The sequence below is a fragment of the Halomonas sp. GXIMD04776 genome (assembly GCF_049808615.1).
Lineage (GTDB): Bacteria > Pseudomonadota > Gammaproteobacteria > Pseudomonadales > Halomonadaceae > Modicisalibacter.
Genome location: NZ_JBNCAN010000005.1, coordinates 149,373 through 167,531, shown reverse-complemented (window position 1 = coordinate 167,531; position 18,159 = coordinate 149,373). Strand labels below are relative to the sequence as shown.

Annotated in this window: 16 protein-coding genes; 9 read left to right on the top strand and 7 right to left on the bottom strand. The window is 56.4% G+C overall.

The features are described 5' to 3' along the window. Window positions 1-197: 197 nt before the first annotated feature. The 4 genes from ACPF7Z_RS05075 to ACPF7Z_RS05060 all read left to right on the top strand — a co-directional run bounded on the left by ACPF7Z_RS05075 (window position 198) and on the right by ACPF7Z_RS05060 (window position 3,231). The gene (locus tag ACPF7Z_RS05075; protein WP_425192094.1) at window positions 198-1,274 is read left to right on the top strand and encodes a DUF3549 family protein; all 1,077 of its coding nucleotides are present in this window, start codon (window positions 198-200) and stop codon (window positions 1,272-1,274) included. A gap of 3 nt (window positions 1,275-1,277) precedes the next feature. After that, the gene (locus tag ACPF7Z_RS05070) at window positions 1,278-1,715 is read left to right on the top strand and encodes an ATP-dependent zinc protease (RefSeq protein WP_425192093.1); all 438 of its coding nucleotides are present in this window, start codon (window positions 1,278-1,280) and stop codon (window positions 1,713-1,715) included. 33 nt (window positions 1,716-1,748) lie between these two features. Then, window positions 1,749-2,657: a 30S ribosomal protein S6--L-glutamate ligase gene (gene rimK, locus ACPF7Z_RS05065; protein WP_425192092.1), complete on the top strand. Its 909-nt coding sequence runs from the start codon at window positions 1,749-1,751 to the stop codon at window positions 2,655-2,657. A gap of 127 nt (window positions 2,658-2,784) precedes the next feature. Continuing rightward, window positions 2,785-3,231: a hypothetical protein gene (locus tag ACPF7Z_RS05060; protein WP_425192091.1), complete on the top strand. Its 447-nt coding sequence runs from the start codon at window positions 2,785-2,787 to the stop codon at window positions 3,229-3,231. Between the two features lie 55 nt (window positions 3,232-3,286). Here ACPF7Z_RS05060 and ACPF7Z_RS05055 read toward each other — a convergent pair whose 3' ends face one another. The 7 genes from ACPF7Z_RS05055 to ACPF7Z_RS05025 all read right to left on the bottom strand — a co-directional run bounded on the left by ACPF7Z_RS05055 (window position 3,287) and on the right by ACPF7Z_RS05025 (window position 10,163). Then, a complete protein-coding gene (locus ACPF7Z_RS05055) occupies window positions 3,287-3,964 on the bottom strand; it encodes a SanA/YdcF family protein (RefSeq protein WP_425192090.1) in 678 nt (225 codons plus the stop codon). A gap of 65 nt (window positions 3,965-4,029) precedes the next feature. Beyond that, window positions 4,030-4,593, bottom strand: coding sequence for a putative Fe-S cluster assembly protein SufT (sufT, locus tag ACPF7Z_RS05050; RefSeq protein ID WP_425192089.1), 564 nt, complete (start codon window positions 4,591-4,593; stop codon window positions 4,030-4,032). A gap of 12 nt (window positions 4,594-4,605) precedes the next feature. Next, a complete protein-coding gene (locus tag ACPF7Z_RS05045) occupies window positions 4,606-5,856 on the bottom strand; it encodes a cysteine desulfurase (protein WP_425192088.1) in 1,251 nt (416 codons plus the stop codon). Further along, window positions 5,853-7,235, bottom strand: coding sequence for a Fe-S cluster assembly protein SufD (gene sufD, locus ACPF7Z_RS05040; protein ID WP_425192087.1), 1,383 nt, complete (start codon window positions 7,233-7,235; stop codon window positions 5,853-5,855). Before sufD ends, ACPF7Z_RS05045 begins: the two co-directional genes overlap by 4 nt. After that, entirely contained in the window at window positions 7,232-7,984 is a 753-nt protein-coding gene (gene sufC / locus ACPF7Z_RS05035) for a Fe-S cluster assembly ATPase SufC (protein ID WP_425192086.1), read from the bottom strand. The genes sufD and sufC overlap by 4 nt, the downstream gene beginning before the upstream one ends. 216 nt (window positions 7,985-8,200) lie before the next feature. Further along, window positions 8,201-9,643 (bottom strand): Fe-S cluster assembly protein SufB, encoded by a 1,443-nt coding sequence (gene sufB, locus ACPF7Z_RS05030; protein ID WP_425192085.1) that lies wholly within the window; start codon window positions 9,641-9,643, stop codon window positions 8,201-8,203. Between the two features lie 19 nt (window positions 9,644-9,662). Beyond that, complete coding sequence (locus tag ACPF7Z_RS05025) at window positions 9,663-10,163, bottom strand: SUF system Fe-S cluster assembly regulator (RefSeq protein ID WP_425192084.1); 501 nt, start codon at window positions 10,161-10,163, stop codon at window positions 9,663-9,665. Window positions 10,164-10,621: 458 nt separating this feature from the next. Here ACPF7Z_RS05025 and ACPF7Z_RS05020 point away from each other — a divergent pair, with 458 nt between their 5' ends. The 5 genes from ACPF7Z_RS05020 to ACPF7Z_RS05000 all read left to right on the top strand — a co-directional run bounded on the left by ACPF7Z_RS05020 (window position 10,622) and on the right by ACPF7Z_RS05000 (window position 18,094). Then, a complete protein-coding gene (locus tag ACPF7Z_RS05020) occupies window positions 10,622-11,968 on the top strand; it encodes a UDP-glucose dehydrogenase family protein (RefSeq protein ID WP_425192083.1) in 1,347 nt (448 codons plus the stop codon). A gap of 319 nt (window positions 11,969-12,287) precedes the next feature. Next, window positions 12,288-14,219: a glycosyltransferase gene (locus ACPF7Z_RS05015; RefSeq protein WP_425192082.1), complete on the top strand. Its 1,932-nt coding sequence runs from the start codon at window positions 12,288-12,290 to the stop codon at window positions 14,217-14,219. A gap of 39 nt (window positions 14,220-14,258) precedes the next feature. Then, window positions 14,259-15,848, top strand: a complete 1,590-nt coding sequence (locus ACPF7Z_RS05010) for an HlyD family efflux transporter periplasmic adaptor subunit (RefSeq protein WP_425192081.1) — start codon at window positions 14,259-14,261, stop codon at window positions 15,846-15,848. Window positions 15,849-15,899: 51 nt separating this feature from the next. Further along, the gene (locus ACPF7Z_RS05005) at window positions 15,900-16,790 is read left to right on the top strand and encodes a polysaccharide lyase (protein ID WP_425192080.1); all 891 of its coding nucleotides are present in this window, start codon (window positions 15,900-15,902) and stop codon (window positions 16,788-16,790) included. Between the two features lie 107 nt (window positions 16,791-16,897). Further along, on the top strand, window positions 16,898-18,094 hold the full coding sequence (locus ACPF7Z_RS05000) for an alginate lyase family protein (protein ID WP_425192132.1): 1,197 nt from the start codon (window positions 16,898-16,900) through the stop codon (window positions 18,092-18,094). Window positions 18,095-18,159: the final 65 nt, after the last annotated feature.

Genomic DNA, 18,159 nt, shown 5'->3' with positions numbered 1-18,159 from the left:
AGCCTAAAGAAAAGTCGCGCTTTTGACTAATAGAGTCTGTCAATTTTCCCGATCATGTAGGGTCTGGCCCAATCGTTCACACAAAGCGTGCATGATCCTGTGGATAACCTCTGAAGTTTCGTCGCGTACCCCCGGCTCAGAATGACTTGTCATCAGTGCTTATTTTTTGATCAGATCCTGGACTGGCCAGCCGGTAAATGACGCGCTACCGTGAGCGCCCGACCATGGAGGATGTCATGCAGCCGATACTTTCGCTTGGTGAATTCTTTACCCGTGTTGGCGCGTCTGCTCGTTTTTATACGCTTGGACGTCAGGTGGCGCCCTGCCCTGCCAGTATCTTAAGCGCCTTCGAGGCGGGCGATCTTGCCTGGCCGTGGCCTTGGCTGGACCACGCCCAATTTGCCTGCATCTTTCAGATTGGCGATCGCGACGATCCATTGATCTGGTTCTTGTCCTTACCGCTGGACGAACAGGGCCTGTTGGACCCGGCGCCTCGGGATGCCTTTTTGCAACGCTTGCTGGAAACCTTGGGCGCCACTGCCTCACCGGATACCGATCATTCAGCGAAGCGCATCGACAATCTGATGCAGGATAATCCGCTGACGTTTACCCCGAACATGACCCAACGCGCCATGCTGCATGCCCACGCGAGTCACGATCTGGCGCGGGCGGCCAGCGAGCATTTCGAATCTGCCGACGCCTATCTCACGGGGCAGACGCCAGAAGAGCAGTGGCAGACACTGGGCCTGCAAGGCGTGGCAGATTTTGTCGTTCGGCACGACGATCAACAAGGTAATGAACTGGCCCTTCGGTTACCTGCGTTACCACTGGAAGTGTTACGTCCACTGTGCCACTGTTTGGAACATAAGCCATTATCGGATGCATTGACCCGATCGTTGATCGAGCGCGGCGAACAGGCTGCCCTTGAGGGTGATATCGAGACCTTCTGCGGGTGCGTACGCGCCGTTGGACAAAGCGACAAGGAGATCGTGGGGGCCTGGTACGATGAATTGCTCGAAGACAGCGCGGCCTGTGGCCCGGATCTGCTGGCGGCCATTGCTGCCAGGGGATGGCCACAGCTCGAGGATGCCGAACGCTTACCCCGATTCATCGAACGACTCGCGCAAGATGAAGGCACCCACTTTGCCATGATGATCCGCAGCCTTGCCTTGATCCCACGCTTGCGCTTACCCCTGTTGATCAGTCTGCGTCAAGCTGACCAGGAATCTCAGACCCGGCAGCGCCTGAACCAATTTAGTCCTGGAAGAACCTGAGTCATGAAAGCATTGCCCTATCAAGCCAAGGCAGTCGTGGGCCGTCGCGAGATGGTGACGCTACCCGAGCTTAGCCTATCCCTGTGCTGCAAGATCGATACCGGCGCACGGACCTCGGCACTGCATGCCGAAGACATCGACAGCTACGAGGATGATGGTCATATGTGGGTCAGCTTCATCACTCGTGGCGGCGGACCGGAGAGCCCGGCTCATCCAGTCAGGATGCATCTGCATGACCGTCGCAGAGTGACCAGTTCCAATGGTCATGCCCAGTGGCGCTATGTCGTGCGGACCCATATGCTGCTGGGGGAGCTGGACTATCCGGTGGAGTTGACGCTGGTGGATCGCCGCGAGATGCGTCATCCCATGCTGCTGGGGCGTCGTGCCATGCGTCGCCTGCTGGTCGCCCCCGGCGCCGCCTTCCTTCACGGCGAACCTTAAACTGCTTCCATTTCGTCAGGCCTGGAGAACATCATGCATATCGCTCTGTTGTCGCGTAACCGCAATCTATATTCCACCCGCCGGTTGGCAGAGGCTGCGGAAAGCCGCGGTCACAGCGCGAGAGTCGTGGATACCCTGCGCTGCTACATGAACATCGCCTCTCATCGTCCCTCGATTCATTACAGAGGCGCGCAACTGGAGCATTTCGATGCGGTGATTCCTCGCATCGGCGCCTCGGTTACCTTCTATGGCTGTGCGGTACTGCGTCAGTTCGAGATGATGGGCACCTATGTGCTCAACGACAACGTGTCGATCACCCGCTCCAGGGACAAGCTGCGCTCACTGCAGTTGCTCTCGCGCAAGGGACTGGGCCTGCCGATCACCGGCTTCGCCCATTCCCCAGACGATATTCCCGATTTGATCACCATGGTCAAAGGGGCTCCTCTGGTCATCAAATTACTCGAAGGCACCCAAGGCATCGGCGTGGTGCTGGCGGAAACCAACCAGGCCGCCGAGTCGGTGGTTCAGGCCTTCATGGGCATGAAAGCCAACATCATGATTCAGGAGTACATCAAGGAAGCCAAGGGTGCCGATATTCGCTGCCTGGTCATCGGCGACAAGGTAGTGGCCTCAATGAAGCGTCAAGCGGCAGAGGGGGAATTTCGTTCCAATCTTCATCGCGGTGGCAGTGCTAGCGTGATTCGTATCACTCCCGAAGAGCGTTCCACCGCGATCCGTGCCGCCAAGGCCATGGGACTGCAGGTGGCAGGGGTCGATCTACTGCGTTCCAACCACGGGCCGGTGATCATGGAGGTCAACTCGTCCCCGGGCCTTCAGGGTATCGAAACCGCTACCGGCAAGGACATCGCGGGCTTGATCATCGAACACATGGAAAAACATACAGCACCGAAGCGCAAGACGCCCTCGAAGCCCAAGGGATAGCAATATCCGGTATATCGAGTGCAAGCCGTGAGCCACAAACGTGCAAACAAAAAAATTCTTGGCTCAAGGGCTAGCAAAACACTGTTTCCCCCCGCACAATCTGCGTCACCGGAGGAGGTGACTGCTCATGTTTCTCGATAATCGCCAAGTGGCGATGGATAGTGTGCTGGAGGCGCTGGCGGATAGTCTCGATTATTTTCAAGACAATCTGGAGCGCTTGCGTCCCTCGCTGCGCGACACCCTGAAGCCGCATTACGAAGAACGCGATAAGGCGATGCGCGAGCTGCAGGCCTTGGCCAAGCAGCACCTCAATCTGCTCCCCCGGGACGCGGATGTCGAGCGCGACGATTATCTCTGGCTGTGGAGTCGTCTCAAGAGCTTTGTCAGCGATGACGCTCAGGTGCTGGTCGCCGAGTTGCTCGAGCAGGAGCGGGTGCTGATGCAGGCGCTGGCAACCTTGTACACACACCCTTTGCCCGATTTGATCGAGCCGGCTATCGAGCGCTGCTGGAAAGGATGTCGCGCACTCATACGTGAGCTTTATCGGCTACAGAAACCACGCAAGAGACGCTGAGTTTGGCCTGAATCAGGTCTGAACCGGCTCAAGCATCTTCTGAAATCGAAAAATGCTAGTACGACGAGGGAGCGATCCGTATTGGCTCCGACGGGCCGAGAAAATAAGGCTCGCGCTTCCAAAGATAGAGATCTCCCAACATCCCTACCCGCGCCAACCACTCCCGTGCTTTCAATCGCCAGGTGCCTTCCACCGATTCGGTAGGTATGGCGCACCCCTGCGCTTCTAAGCCAAGCGCCTCGGCAATGAACAATGCGCGAGGCAAATGCCATTCTTGGGTGATCAACAAGATACGCGTGAGTCCAAATACCTCCTTCGCACGTACCAAGGTATCGAAGGTACTGAAACCTGCGTAATCCAATGTCATGTCCTTGTTCGGTACATTGACATCACGCAGATCACGCCACATGGTCACCGGCTCATTGTAAAAGCGCGTGCGATTATCCCCGGAAAGCAGCAGATGCTGCACGCGTTTGAGGCGCAGCAGGCGAGAAGCCGCGTCCAGTCGTGCGGAATAATGAGGGTTGCGCCCTCCTCCCCGCGCCCAATAGGACGTACCGAATACCACGCCTACAGGCTCGGCGGCGCATAGTGGCAAATCATGCTCGATGCGATCCTGGGTGCGCGCCACGATCCAGACATTGGCCGCAAGCACAATGCTACCAATCAACAGCATCACGGCAGTCAAACCCAGCGCACAATTTTTTAGTATCGACACTGCTACCAGCCGCATCGCATTTCCTATTCAAGCCTACTCAAACGGCTGGAGTATCAGTCAACGACGGAACCCACAATCACTTAAAACATGCCCAGTTCCAGGCGCGCTTCCTCGCTCATCATTTCCCGGCTCCAGGGAGGATCAAACACCGTTTCGATGTGTACCCGGGATATCTGAGGAGCACCGAGAATCTTACGCCGAGCGTCCTCGGCGATGACATCGCCCATGCCGCACCCCGGGGCCGTGAGAGTCATGCGCACGGTCACTATGCGCTCCCCGGTCAGCAAATGCTCGATACGGCAGCCATATACGAGTCCGAGATCGACGATGTTGACCGGAATCTCGGGATCATAGCAGGTTCTTAGCTGATCCCAGACGAACTGCTCGATCTCTTCCTCACTGGCCTCTGCCGAAAGCGTTGGACGCGGCAGAGGATCTAACCCCAGCGCATCGAAATCACTACCCTCAATCAGGAAAAGCCGTCCCTCGTAGGCGACGCTGATCGTACTTCCCTTGGCCTGCATCACGGAGACACTGCTGTCTTCAGTGATCGTGACGCTCTTGCCAAACGGGATCGAGATCGCCTCGATATCGCGTTGCAAGGGTATCTGCTGCCCTTTGTAGAGCCCTTCCAGTTGCTGCATGTCTGCTCCGTTTCAACGCACCATCCTGATGACTCGCTCCAACGCGGCGACGAATGCCTCTATCTCCTCGAACGTATTGTAGGCGGCGAAGGAGGCACGACAAGTCGCCTCGACACCGAAGTGCTGTAATAACGGCTGAGCACAATGATTGCCGGTACGCACCGCCACGCCGAGCTGATCGATCAGTAGGCCGATATCCTGGGCATGGGCACCATCGACGACAAAGGAGATGACGCCGGCCTTGTGAGGTGCGGTACCCAGAATGCGCAGCCCATCGATGCTCGTCATGCGCTTGGTGGCATGCATCAACAGCTGCTGCTCCCAGGCGCCGATCAGCGAGATGCCGATGTCGTTGACCCAAGAGAGGGCGCGCCCCAGACCCACGACTTCGGCGATGGGCGGCGTGCCCGCCTCGAACTTATGCGGTATTGCGGCGTAGGTGGTGCCGGCATCGAAGGAAACCGTGCGGATCATCTCGCCACCGCCCTGCCAAGGTGGCATGGCCTCGAGTAGCGCCGCCTTGCCATAGAGTACGCCAACGCCGGTTGGGCCGTAGACCTTATGAGCCGAAAAGGCGTAGAAATCCGCATCGATATGCTGCACGTCCACGGGCTCGTGAGGCGCCGCCTGGGCACCATCCACCATGATCAGTGCACCATGGCGATGAGCGATGGCCGCCATCTCACGCACCGGATTGATGGTACCGAAGGCGTTGGAGATATGATTGACCGCGACCAGGCGCGTGCGCTCGGTGAACAGTTCGCGATAGGCGGTCATATCCAGGGCGCCCTGCTCATCCACCGGGATGACACGAATGACAAGCTCGAGCTGCTCGGCGAGCAACTGCCAAGGCACGATATTCGAGTGGTGCTCCAGTTGGGAGATCAGAATCTCGTCGCCGGGTTTGAGATTGGCCCACCCCCAGCTGTTGGCCACCAGGTTGATGGCCTCGGTGGTGCCGCTGGTGAACACGATTTCGCGGCGATCCGCGGCACCGATGAAGTCGCGTACGCTATCCCGAGTCTGCTCGAAGGCCGCTGTTGCCTCATCCGCCAGGGTATGCAGGCCACGATGGATATTGGCATTATAGTGCCGGTAGTAATGATCCAGCGTCTCGATGACCTGCCGCGGCGTCTGGCTGGTGGCCGCATTGTCCAGATAAATGAGCGGATTACCGTGTACTTGACGCTCAAGAATCGGGAAATCACGGCGCACTCGCGTGACGTCCAGAACCGACTCGTTCAAAGCGGTCATGGCTGTCATGATGAACTCCTTTGGGCGCTATCGGCCTCATCCGCAGCGGACACCTCCACCAGATCGCCTAGATTGAAGCGTTCAGGGAGCTTGCCGGCCACGGTACGCTCGACACGTTCTGCCACTGTATCCAGCGTGACCTGCTCCATCACCTCGCCGGCGAAGGCCAGGGTCAGCAGACCGCGGGCCGTCTGCTCATCGATGCCCCGGGTCCGCAAAGCGAAAACGGCATTCTCGTCAAGCTGACCGGTGGTGGCGCCATGGGAGCATTTGACGTCGTCGGCATAGATTTCCAGTTCCGGCTTGGTGTCGATCTCGGCACGATCCGAGAGCAGCAAGTTGGCATTGCTCTGATGCGCCTCGATCTTCTGACTGTCGCGTTTGACGATGACCTTGCCGTTGAACACGCCCCGGGCTCGATCGCCGAGGATGCCCTTATAGTTCTCGTTGGAAAAGGTATGCGGCTCGTTGTGATTGACCAGGGTATGGTTGTCCACGTGCTGGCGACCCTGGGCGAAGAACAGACCGTAGTAGTTGGCCTCCGCGCCTTGGGCATTGAGATCCGCCACCAGGTCGTTGCGCACCAGGGCGCCGCCCAGATTGATGTTGAAGGAGGTAAAACGGCTATCGCGCCCTTGATCGATATGCAGACTGGCAACATGAGAATCGCCCAGGGGCGCTTCCTGCAAGATGTAATGTTCGAGGATTGCGCCGCGTTCGAGCAATATTTCGCCGACCATGTTGGTGAAGTTGGCGGCCTCTTCTTCGCCCACATAATGCTCGATTACGGTAGCCTGGCTGCGGGCACCGGCTTCGATCAAGACACGCGGGTGGCTCATTACCGGCGAATCATTGGCCCGGGAAAAGAACTGCACCACGATCGGCTTGTCGACCACCACCCCCGGGCCAATGCGAATGACTGCGCCTTCTTCTGTAAAGGCAGTATTCAATGCCGAGAAAGGCGAGAAATCCACGCCGGTCAAACGCCCTAGACTGCCACCTACTGCCTCATGATTGGCATTCAGCGCCTGAGACAGGGGCTCGACGGTGAGACCGGCAGGGATATCCGCCAGATCGGAGAGTTCCGCTGAAAACATCCCGTCGACGAAGCTTAAACGAATGGCATCCAGCGGCAGCCCAAGAGCTGCCGCCGTCGACCGTGAAAAGTCCGCATTCTGCGCAAGACCGAAATCACCTTCACCGATTCGGCGCACATCGGTGTATTTCCAGGCCTCGTCACGCTTGGTCGGAAAGCCCATCGCCTCGAAGCGCGCCGCCCCAGCCTGTCGCCGCGCCGCCATCCAGCTCGGTTCAGATTCCCCAGAAACGTTGCGCCGACTGGCGACCCGCTCTTCCAGACGGTTGAGAAAAGCTTGTGCTGCACTCATGCCGCAGACTCCTCCAATACCCATTCATAGCCCCGGGATTCGAGCTCCAGGGCCAGGGATTTATCACCGGATTTGGCAATGCGACCATCCACCAACACATGTACATAATCCGGGGTAATGTAATCGAGTAGGCGTTGATAGTGCGTGACCATCAGCACGGCGCGTTCTTCGCTGCGCAGGGAGTTCACGCCGTCGGCGACGATCTTCATGGCATCGATGTCGAGCCCGGAGTCAATCTCGTCGAGCATGGCCAGTTTGGGTTCGAGTAACAGCATCTGAAGGATTTCGTTGCGCTTCTTCTCACCACCCGAGAAGCCTTCGTTGACGGCACGCTGCAAAAAGCTCGCATCCATCTTCATGAAAGCCAGCTTCTCCTTGACCAGTTTCATGAATTCCGGTGCCGGGATCTCGTCTTCACCTCGCGCTTTGCGCTGGGCGTTGAGCGCCGCCTTGAGCAGATAGATATTCTTCACACCCGGAATTTCCACCGGGTACTGAAAGCCCAGCAGCAACCCCGCCTGGGCACGCTCCTCGATCTCCATCTCCAGCACGTTGCGGCCCTCGAAGGTGATCGACCCGGAGGTCACCTCGTAGTCCTCCTTGCCGGCGATCACCGCGGACAAGGTGGACTTGCCGGACCCGTTGGGCCCCATGATGGCATGAACCTCGCCGACGTTTACCGTCAGGCTCAAGCCCTTGAGAATTTCGTTGCCTTCCACCGTGACGTGCAGATCCTTGACTTCGAGCATGTTGATACCTGTTTTCTGTCGAGCCGCATTAAGATGGCGATCTCTAAAAATTGACTTTACGCGCTCTTCATAACCCACTAGACGGCCTGTACTTCTCCGGCGGCAAGGCGTCGCAAGGGCGCTGTAAACCCTTCCTTGGGCGCTACTTTTGCCATCCATGGCAAAAGACCCTTGCTTTACCTTGCCCCCGGCGTCCAGCCCCGTGCAGCCGTTTCTTTAACCCACCGCGCCTTCAAGAGTGACGTTCAGAAGAGCTTCTGCTTCCACGGCAAACTCCATCGGCAACTCCTGGAACACGTCCTTGCAGAAGCCGTTGACGATCATGTTGACCGCGTCTTCCTCGGAAATACCGCGCTGGCGGCAGTAGAAGAGTTGATCCTCGCCGATCTTCGAGGTGGTCGCCTCGTGCTCGACGGTCGCGGTGCTGTTGCCGATTTCCTGATAAGGGAAGGTATGGGCGCCGCTGCGATCACCGATCAATAACGAGTCACACTGGGTAAAGTTGCGTGCTCGCTTGGCCCGCGGGCCGATCTTGACCAGTCCGCGATAGGACTGATCGCTATTGCCAGCGGAGATCCCCTTGGAGACGATCGTCGATTTGGTGCCTTCGCCGATGTGGATCATCTTGGTACCGGTATCCGCCTGCTGACGTCCGTTTGTCACTGCCACGGAGTAGAACTCACCCACGCTGTCCTTGCCTCTCAGTAGGCACGAGGGATATTTCCAGGTAATGGCGGAACCGGTCTCGACCTGGGTCCAGGAGACCTTGGAACGATCACCGCGACAATCGGCACGCTTGGTGACGAAGTTGTAAATCCCGCCCTTACCGTCTTCATCGCCGGGATACCAGTTCTGCACCGTGGAGTACTTGATGTAGGCATCTTCCAGGGCCACCAGCTCGACGATGGCGGCGTGCAGCTGATTCTCGTCGCGTTGCGGCGCCGTGCAGCCTTCCAGATAGGAGACTTGGGCCTGCTTTTCGCACACGATCAGAGTGCGCTCGAACTGGCCGGTATTGGCGGCATTGATGCGAAAGTACGTCGATAGCTCCATCGGGCAGGTGACGCCCTCGGGCACGAAGACGAAGGAGCCGTCGGTGAAGACCGCCGAATTGAGCGCGGCGAAGAAATTGTCGCCCTGGGGCACCACGGTGCCCAGATATTGCCGAACCAGCTCGGGATACTCGCGAATCGCTTCGGAGATCGAACAGAAGATCACACCGGCTTCGGCGAGCTTTTCCTTGAACGTCGTGGTCACGGACACGGAATCGAACACCGCGTCGACGGCCACTCCGGCCAGCGCTGCTCGTTCATGCAGCGGTATCCCCAGCTTTTCATAGGTTTCGAGTAGCTTGGGATCGACCTCATCAAGGCTCTGGGGCCGATCTTCCGGCTTCTTGGGCGCGCTATAATAGGAGATCGCCTGATAATCAATAGGCGGATAGTTCAGATGCGCCCAGGATGGTTCCTTCATCTTGAGCCACTGATGATAGGCATTGAGACGCCAATCCAGCATCCACTGCGGCTCGCCTTTCTTCTGGGAAATGAAGGCGATGACGCTTTCATCCAGTCCTGGCGGTACTGTATCGCTTTCGATATCGGTCACGAACCCCTGGGTATATTCGCGACGGACAAGCTGCTCCATTTCCTCGGTAGCCATGTCTTCTCCCCTCCGGGCGTTATGCTAGTGGGTCTTTAACGGTATGATGGTGTTCGATCCCGGCCGAAGCAGCCAGTGTCACACTCTGTATGGGTAACTGAACGGGTAATTTGATCGGGGCGGACTGAGCAAGGTGCGCGAGGGTCACACTGTCGAGAAGCGTACCCACAGCCAATGAAACGCGCTGCCAATTGCCGGCAACGCCGCAGCTACCAAACAGGCTGCAATCGCCATCTGCATGACTGCATTCGGTCATCGCCACGGGACCTTCGATGGCGGAGATGATATCGCTGGCGCTGATTTGAGCTGCAGGTCTTGCCAAGTGATATCCACCCTGAGCACCTCGCTGAGACGCAAGCAACCCCGCTCGCACCAGCATCTTCAACGTCTTGCTTACCGTCGGTCGTGGTAACTTGACCGCTTCCGCCAACTCGTTTGCAGCATGCGGCTGCTCCGGGTGACGAGCGATCTGAGCCATCACCACGGCAGCATAATCCGTCAGCTTGGATAACTTGAGCACGCTTCACCTTACATGTATTGCCGATCACAATGTGGACCATTTTAGTACTGTATAGCCCGCTTGTGAAGAGAATCGTGCAAATACCGAGCAGATACGGCCCCAGATATGAAGTGGCTATGCAGGAACAAGGATATTCATGCGCCTGTAATACGCTGTCGTGAAAGGAACAGTTATACAATGACTCTTAATGGCGACGCTTTTTATTCTACGTGTCGTCATTTTGATACGTTTGACGTATCGACATGATGCCTCTAGGCTAATGTCCGATATTGCCAATCTATATTCGCTAATAGCGATGTTAACCGGATTACTGTTGCCACAACCTTATCTACAATCATTCGATGTCATTTATTTATAACCTTAATGCGGCACAATTTTTTCTCACGAATAGATATCGAACACTGTTAAAAAACTAGCTCACTTGCATTTAAACTCACTTAACCACCCATGGAGGGGCCATGAAAATTACCATCTTCGGTTCGGGGTATGTCGGACTAGTAACAGGTACTTGTTTGGCTGACGCGGGTCACGAAATAGTCTGCGTCGATGTCGACGAGGACAAAGTGGCAAGGCTCAACAACGGCGAAGTGCCTATTTACGAACCCGGTCTGGAACCAATGATTCAGACCAATATGGAAGCTGGCCGCCTACGCTTTACCACCGATGCTGAAATGGCGGTCAGATTTGGCACTCTACAATTCATCGCAGTCGGCACCCCTCCTGATGAAGATGGCAGTGCCGATCTAAAATATGTGCTCAAGGTGGCCGAAACCATTGCCACGCACATGCAGGACTACAAGATCGTCATCGACAAGTCCACGGTACCCGTCGGTACCGCGGATAAAGTGTCCGCTGCCATCGACAAGGTACTCAAGAAGCGCAATGTCGCACTCGAATATGACGTTTGCTCGAATCCTGAATTCCTGAAGGAAGGCGCCGCGGTCGAGGACTTCTCGAAAGGTGCTCGAATCATCGTCGGCACCGATTCCGAGCGTGTCAAGAAGGCGATGCGCGAATGCTACGCGCCCTACAACCGCAACCATGAAAAGCTGATGTTCATGGATGTGCGTTGCGCCGAACTGACCAAATACGCCGCCAACGCCATGCTGGCAACGAAGATCAGCTTCATGAACGAAGTCGCCAATCTGGCGGAGAATCTGGGTGCCGATATCGAGCAGGTCCGTCACGGTATCGGTAGTGATCCACGTATCGGCTACCACTTCATCTATCCCGGCTGCGGTTACGGCGGTTCCTGCTTCCCCAAGGACGTTCAGGCACTCGCCCGCACGGCCAGTGACGTCGGCTACAACGCTGAACTGCTCAATGCAGTGGAGTCGGTCAACAAGCGCCAGAAAAGCAAGCTCTTCGAGAAGCTCACCCAGGCCTTCGACGGTGACCTCAAGGGCAAGACGATCGCCGTATGGGGATTGGCCTTCAAACCCAATACCGATGACATGCGCGAGGCCCCGAGCCGTAACCTGATGGAAGCGCTATGGCAGGCAGGTGCCAAGGTGCAGGCGTTTGATCCGGAAGCTCTCCAGGAATGTTTGCGTATCTACGGTGAGCGTGACGACCTCAAACTGGCCGATAGACGTGACGATACTCTCGAAGGTGCTGATGCGCTGGTGATCTGCACCGAGTGGAAAGCATTTCGTACCGTCAATTTCGATCAGCTCAAGCAAACGCTCAAGACCCCCGTCGTGATTGATGGTAGAAACCTGTACGACCCCGAAACGGTCAAGTCTGCCGGCCTTCTTTATTACGGAATGGGGCGTGGTGAATCGCTGCGTCAGGTAACCTATTGAACGGCAACTAAAGCTATCCATGCTGACTGATAGCCACACTATCGCGCCTGAGTGTTGGTAACATTGAACCATATGACAATGAACCAACACCTCGACTTATTCTGCTCATGCAAAGAATCCAATTCTGGCATGAGCGGACTATTTCTGCATGATGGCTCTTATCTTATAAGACCTTAATAAAGTTTTATATGAATAGCTCTTTAATGCCTTATTCCAGTCGAATTAACGGCAACATCTAATACGCTCAACGCCTGAAGTAACGGCGTTGATAATTGAAAAAGGTGCGTATGCTCGTCATAGACGATCAGGAACACTCTATATGAACGATTTCCAATCTGGCTCTTCCGGGGCCAGCTGGATCACTGAACTCACGGCATTTCTATTGGCAGCAGCGCTGCTGGTAGTTCTGTTTTTCGAGCTTCCAGCAGAAGTGTTTTCCCCGGAGTCGAAGAGCTTCATTCTTGCGGTGGGAATCATCGGTGCCTGGCGTTACTCCTGGTGGTTTACTCAGGCGATACGGTCGGTCTGGTTCAATCGACGTGTCTTTCCTGAATTGCGAACGCAAGCAGACGCCGTGGGGGCTATCGAAAAACCCGATGCGCTCTATGTGCTCTGTACGTCCTTCCGGATCGAGCCGGAAGTGACTTTCGCGGTGTATGACGCCCTGATCCGCGATGCCGAGGAGTATGGCGTTCCCACCACGATTTTCGCGGCGATCTCGGACCGTAGCGACATCGATGTCATCGATCATGTCATGGCCGAAAACAACTGGCCCGGCAACATCGAAGTCAGCTACATGTTCCAGAAAGGCGACGGCAAGCGCTCGGCGATGGCGGAAGTGCTGCGTGCCATATCGCGGCGTATGCCGACCCATCGCTCACTGCTGGTCTCCATGGACGGCGATATCAAGATCGAGCCAGGCACCTTGTCTCGCTCGCTGTCGTTCTTTCTCATCGACGATGCCCTGGGGGCGCTGACCACCAACAATCGCGCCATCGTCAATGGCGGCGATGTCACCAAGGAGTGGTATGACCTGCGCTATGCTCAGCGCCACCTGGTGATGAGCTCGATGTCTCTCTCTCATCGGTTACTGGTGCTTACCGGTCGCTACAGCGCTTTTCGTGCCAAACTGGCCACCAATTCCGAGTTTATCGAGCTGGTCGAGAACGATCATGTCGAGCATTGGCGTTTCGGTAACTTCAAGTTCCTCTCCGGGGACGACAAATCCACTTGGTACTGGCTACTCAAGAATCGCTGGAAAATGCTCTACGTTCCCGACGTCAATGTATCGGGGTTCGAGGAGCTACCAGACAAGACCCGCTTCTTCACATCGACCATCGATCTGATGAAGCGCTGGTTTGGCAACATGTTTCGCACCAGTGGTCGCGCTATTGCGCTGGGACCTCGCACCATGGGGTTATTCACCTGGTGGAGTCTGGTCGACCAACGCTTGTCGATGTGGACCACTCTCATCGGTCCGACGGTTGCCATACTGGTAACCCTTTTTGTGCGCCCCTCGTTCATCTTCGCGTATCTGCTGTGGGTATTATTGACCCGCAGTATCGCATCGTCAGTACTTGCCTGGCAGCGAGGGCGCTTCAGTCTTTTGTGGGTGCCCTTGCTCTACTACAACCAGGTAGGTGGTGCCCTGCTGAAGACTTACATCAGCTTTCGCTTCAATCGTCAGTCCTGGTCACGCCAAGGTATTTCTGCTGGTGAGCCGGACGACCCGGTGGCCGCAAAACGCCAACGGCGAATGGGCCACCTGATGCATGGGCTTTATTTCGGTGGTCTGCTCATGGTGCTGATCTATGCCGTCGGTGTCATGAATCCTCCCGATCGCATGTCCATGGCGATATTCAATGATGAATTTCATTTAATACAGAGTGAGAAGGATAAACAGAAAAAAGGTGACAGCTATTGGATCGCGCTCGCCCTTGCCGACGCTCCTAGAGGTGGCCAGGTACAACTTCCGCCGGGCGACCTGGTGCTGGATGCCACCCTGGCCGAACGACTGCCCAAGCTGGAAGCGATACGTGCCGCCACGCTGGTCGGCAGTAGTGACGAACCAACGACTACCTTGCTGGTGGACTCTGCGATCGCCGATAGCCTGCGCGACGAGCAAGATCGTCCGTTGAGTGAAACCGAACGAATGAACTGTAACCAGCGTAACAGCTGCACCTTGATGACCCAGGAAGGCCCGATCGAATTGATCAACATGGTCATAAGACTGCGCTCGACGCAGGCATGACGTGACGGGCAAAAAGGATTCAGACGAAGAGTACACATTATGGCCGACAAGCATAGCTCGAACGACGATCACAAGCGCAACGAACCTACGATTGGCGCACCCCGCGAGGCGCAACGAGACTCTGAAAGCGAGGCCCGTCGCCCCCACTTCAGAGAAGAGAAGCGCTCACCCAGAGAGGAGAGCCGCGCCCGAGAAGGACAGTTGACCCACGAGCGTCGTGATGAGCGACAGCATGTCAGGGTACATGCGCCCTTTCAGGTTCAATTCGAAGATGGTCACACCCTGCCCGGGGAGGATCTATCCCTGGGGGGATTCTCGATTCACAACGATAGACCTATCGAGCCCGAACAGGTGCTTCGCGTATCTCTGCTACTGATGGCCGGTTCGGCGGAATTGATCGTGCCCGTCACGGCAAGAGTTCTGCGCAATCATTCCGAGCGTCAAGGCAGCAGTCACGCCACCGCCTTTGAGATCACCCAGATCGATCAGCGTCACCGCGAGCTTTTGCGCCGTATCATCCGTTCGCATCTTAGCGGTCGCTATGCAGCGGTCGAGGATCTGATCGAGAGTGAAGACCCACAGACACCCCGCAAGCGCAATCAGGCGGCGGCGGCACAACCCGCCCCGCAGAGCAAGAAACCCAAGGGGCGTTATGCTCTGCTGGCCGTTGCCGGTGGCATCCTGCTGGCCGTCATCGCAGCGACTGCCTATCGCAATTTCATGTTGATCGAGCCGAGCTTTGCTGCCGTCACCGCGCCGCGTATCGACATTCGCGCCCCCGGCCCCGGCATTCTGGCGGAACATGGCCTCAAGGCCGGGGATCAGGTAAAGCGCGACCAAAAACTCACGACGGTCATCAACAGCTCATTGCAGACGGATCTCATCCTGGCCAAGGCCTCGCACACGTATAACCAGCAGTTGATCAAGAACATGCAGGAAGCCATCGATGGTAACAATGACGTGCTCATGGCGGACTCGGCCACCCCATCCGGCGGCGAGCCAAGTAGCTATGAAAGCGTTTCGCCGGAGATTGCTCAGGCCAGAATCGAGCAGTTCGAAACCGCGAGGGATTATGAAAGCTCGCGTATCGATGCCCTGGAAGCGCAGATGTCGGCCAACACCATCTACAGTCCCTGTGATTGCCAGGTGGCCTGGGCACTGAGCGGGGCCGGGGGCGTCTACATCAATGAAAGCGAGCGCATCATGACGCTGATCCAGACCAGTGATAACGACGTCATGGCAGAAGCCCTGGTGCACATGAGCGACATCGCACGTATCCAACCACACCAGAAGGCCTACATCGCCCTGCCCAATGCCTCTGAACCCATCGAGGCCACGGTGCGTACCGTCGCGCTGGATGTCGAGAGTCAGCCCCGCGCCGGTTTCCCGAAGTGGGTCCGTCAGCAGCAGAATGTGGCCAGTGTGCTACTGGTCCCCAAGGAACCCCTACCGGCCAGCGCAGTCGGAACCCCTGTTGATGTACGTTTCAGCGAAGCGCCGGTAATCGACAGCGCGGTCGAATGGATCTGGCAAGGCGGACGCGCCGTGGTCCAACAGACGCTACGTCTATTCGGTGTGGATACTGCCGAAGCGGTAAAAAGTGAAGACACCAACGAGAGCGGTGCCTGAGCGTTGATTTCTATCAGCGTGATGACATGAGTCAGCATCAAGGAGAGTTGAATGTCTAATCGTTATTTTGATCAAAGCCGTGGTGTGTCTCATCTGGTACTAACCAGCCTATTGGTCACACTACCTGGCATGGCCGCCGCTGCGGATGACGGTGACGAAGCCAAGCTCGGTATCCCTCAGGTAGCCCCCTGCTCTGCCCGCTACGAACTGGTGGCAGACCCGGCACCACCGATCAACCCCAAGGACGGCAAGGATGCAGTGCGCATCGGTTATGGCACCAACGATGACTGGGGGACCCGCGAGAATATCGAAGTGCTCTCTCCTCAACAGGCGGGACTGAGTGAAACGGCACTGCGAGTCCACTATCCGGCGGGCACCTCTTCTCCCAGCGATAACGGCAAGGGGGGGGCTGGCTTCTTTGCCACCATCGATGGTCTTTCCAAGTCCGAGAGTGCCTGCCTGCAATACAAGGTGCGCTTCGAACCAGGCTTCGATTTCGTCAAAGGAGGCAAACTGCCCGGGCTATACGGGGGGATTGCTCCCAGCGGAGGCGAAGAAGTTACCGGTGAAGAAGGATTTTCCGTTCGCTTCATGTGGCGCGAGGATGGCCAGGGAGAACTCTATGAGTATGTCATCAAGGATACCGACTACGGTAAATCCGTAGGCCGTGGCTCCTGGATCTTCCCCACCGGCGAATGGGTGACCATCGAGCAGGAAATCATTCTCAACGATCCTGACCAGAAAAATGGAATCGCGCGGGTCTGGATCAATGGTGATCCCGTGCTCGAGCAGAACAACATCGTCTATCGCACCAACGCGCATATCTATGCCGATGGATTGATGTTCTCGACCTTCTTCGGTGGCAATGGCGAAGAGTGGCGCACACCGCGTGATCAGGTCGCCGACTTCTCCGACTTCCGCTTCTATCGCCCGCGTGGCTGATCAATTATCACAGGGCATCATTCTCTTTAACGGCGATGCATTACTCTATGTTCTTGCAAAATGGATTTCATCCGCACCAATGGATCGGAAAAGGCTTCTTGCCATCGATGATGATGGCATTGAGCCTGGTCTTCGGCAGCGTTTTCAACGTTCATGCGATGACTATCGAAGAGCGAGAAGCGCTGGATCTTTCCAAGTATACCGTGACCGATCCTGACGCTTCCTACTTTGACGTGCAGGAACGCATCGAACTGATCAAGAACACTGACAACCCTATGCTCATGCAACAGGCTGCCCAGCTCAGGAACAGTTTAAGTTGCCAGCAGGTATTGGCCATTCCCCCGCTATCGGATCAGATCCGCATTCCCGGCTTCTATCCGAGCCCCGATGAGTGGCGCTTCGCCTCGCGTCCACTATTCCAGTTCGAAGACACCGTCTCCAAGCTGTCAGGCAGTTACGTGGCGAGCGGCGATATCTATTACGCCGAATGCCTGGTGTCCTTCCTGGATCATTGGGCTCAGGCAGATGGCATAATGGATTTCTATTACGTCTCTTCCCACCCACAGGCCTGGTTTGCCACGGAGTCGATGATTTTTGCCGCGGCCATGGCTTATTCGGTCGTGCGTCCACAAGTGAACGGCATGCAGGAGGAAAAAGAGCGTATCGACGACTGGCTCAATCGCCTTGCTCATCAGCACGCCGATATCCCCGGGCGCCCCGATAATAGCTGCTGCAACAATCACTTCTATCGTCGGGCGCTCTACGGCACCATGGTCGGGATACTCACCGAAGACCAGGAACTGTTTCACTTCGGTGTCAGTGCTATCTATTCGGCACTCAGCGACCTCATCAATGACGGCGCCTTTCGTCTGGAAATGAAACGCGGACGCCGGGCCAGTCACTATCAGAACTATGCTCTTCTCTATCTGGTCACCAACATGCAGATCGTCTCGCGCCAGGGCTATGACATCTTCGACCTGGAAATCGATGGAAAGACGATACATGACGCGGTCGATTTCGCCCTGGACATCTTCGAGAATCCCGCAGCTCTCGGCGATTTAGCCCCTGCGGAACAGTACACAGGGTTTTTCACGGACGATCAGTATTTCGCCTGGATGGAGATCTATCAGCATCAGTTCAATGACCCCAGGATCGCGGAATTCATCAAACCGATGCGTCCGATTTTCAATCGCAGTGCCGGGGGGTATGCAACGCTCTACTTCATGGACCCCGATGCGCAACGACATGAAATCATCGAGCAGAAACGCGAAGAAATCGAAGAAACCGAGGTTTTCTCCGGTTGATCCATTCGTCTATTACCCAACGTGAAAGACGAATGGCTGTAATGGATTCGATTCCACGAATTGCG